The sequence below is a fragment of the Ornithinicoccus halotolerans genome (assembly GCF_009602535.1).
In the GTDB taxonomy this organism is placed as follows: Bacteria; Actinomycetota; Actinomycetes; order Actinomycetales; family Dermatophilaceae; genus Ornithinicoccus; species Ornithinicoccus halotolerans.
Genome location: NZ_WIQI01000200.1, coordinates 1 through 1,619 on the forward strand (window position 1 = coordinate 1; position 1,619 = coordinate 1,619).

3 protein-coding genes are annotated in these 1,619 nt (G+C 76.8%); 2 read left to right on the forward strand and 1 reads right to left on the reverse strand.

Annotated features, from left to right (window positions below; genetic code table 11):
- Positions 1 to 111 precede the first annotated feature (111 nt).
- Positions 112 to 498 carry a hypothetical protein gene (locus GFJ45_RS15980; RefSeq protein WP_153399069.1) on the forward strand — a complete coding sequence of 129 codons (387 nt, stop codon included), beginning with the start codon at positions 112 to 114 and terminating at the stop codon, positions 496 to 498.
- Between the two features lie 84 nt (positions 499 to 582).
- Here the strand turns inward: GFJ45_RS15980 and GFJ45_RS15985 are convergent, their stop codons facing one another.
- Positions 583 to 1,008: a hypothetical protein gene (locus GFJ45_RS15985; RefSeq protein ID WP_153399072.1), complete on the reverse strand. Its 426-nt coding sequence runs from the start codon at positions 1,006 to 1,008 to the stop codon at positions 583 to 585.
- A 163-nt stretch (positions 1,009 to 1,171) separates the two neighbouring features.
- Here GFJ45_RS15985 and GFJ45_RS15990 point away from each other — a divergent pair.
- Positions 1,172 to 1,619 (forward strand): hypothetical protein (locus GFJ45_RS15990; protein ID WP_228387212.1); only part of this gene is annotated, 448 nt, incomplete at its 3' end.

Consider the following 1,619-nt stretch of genomic DNA (forward strand, 5'->3'; position numbering starts at 1 on the left):
GGCGGTGACGACGGGGAGCAACGCCTGGCAGGACGGCACCGACGTGGTGGTCGAGGGCACGGCCGAGCCGGGCGCCGCCCGGCCCCGGCTGCTACCGAGAGAGGGAACCGCATGACCACGGCTTCCACCCAGCGGGAGCGCCTGGCCGCTCGCGACCGTGCCACCCCCCGGCAGGTCGCGCTCGGCATGGCGCTGGACCAGCTCGTCGAGGACTTCTACCGGGATAGCGAGTCGGCGATGGCCGAGGACAACACCGCCGACGCCGCGTGGGCGCTGCTGGTCCGCCACGCCGAGGAGGGGCTGGACCGGCCGGCGCTGGCCGACCAGGCCGAGGCCGCCTACGCCATGGTCACCGAGCTCGGCGGCACCTGGGCCGACGGCGACCTGTTCCGCACCTGCGCCGAGGGGCAGACGGCGGGCCGGGCCGAGCTGTGCGTCTGGCTGACGCTGGAGCAGATGGGGGAGCGAACCGGCCTCGGTCTTCCGCAGCGCTCCTGACCGAAGGGGTGGGGCGCCCGCGCGCCGGCCCGCCGGCTGGTAGCGGCGGGTGGGCGGTGCGGTCGTCCTGGCGTGGCGGTGCGCTCAGCAGGTGTCCTGGGAGGCGTCCTCCCACCGAGGGAACGGTGCGGTCTCGCGGGCCTGGTCCAGCAGCCAGCACCACCGCTCCTCGTGGTCCCCGCCGAACCGGTCCGTCAGCTCGACCGCCAGCTCCCATGCCCGGGCCCGGTCGCTCTCGCCGCCCCGCCGCAGGTAGAGCCACGCCGCCCCGCAGGCCGCGGCCGTCAGCATCCGCTCGGGCTGCGTCCGCGGGCAGGGGGGCGGGCCGGCGAGGACCGGCCGGCCCGGCGGCGACACCAGCTGGCGTGCGCCGTGGCCGGGGACCTTCACCAGCAGCGCGGAGAGGCCTGAGGGATGGGTCGCGCGCCACCACAGCATGCCGACACCCGCCAGCCGCTCGTCGAGGAGCAGCTGCCCGGGCTGCACCTTGGACCCTGGCAGTAGACGCACCGCGGCTAGGTTAGGGCAGCGGCTCGCGGGATGCTGCTCGACTTCGCTGCCGGAGCCCCCGCTGGCGGGCCCAACCACCACCGCCACCGCGCCGCCAGGGCGTCCGGCACCAGGCCGTTAGGCTGCCGGTGACCAGGCAGCACGTGGGGGAGGAGGAGGCACGATGAGCGGTAGCGGCACGCAGCCGGAGCCGGAGGCCGTCGCCCCCGCCGGGAGTCCGGTCACCGAGGCGCACGAGCTGCCGGTGCCGACGCTGCCGCGGCGCCACGGTCGCCGGCCGCGGATCGCGCTGCTGGTCTACAACGACGCCCACGCCGACTCCCGGGTGCTCAAGACCACCGCGACATTGCGCGAGGCCGGGGCCGAGGTGCGGATCTTCGCCTCGGCCCGCGAGCTGGCCGGCTACCCCGCCGGGGACGACCTCGTCGACGGGCTGCCGGTCCACCGGGCGCCCGACCTGGAGCTGGTCAAGCTGCTCCCGGGAGTGGCGCGGCTGTGGCGCCGGCTGCGGGGCCGCGACCCCGAGACCGGCGACCCTTTGCCGCAGGGCTCGACCGGTGACCGGCCGCAGTCTGGTGCCGAGCCGGCGGCGCAGCGCCCGCCCGCGCCGG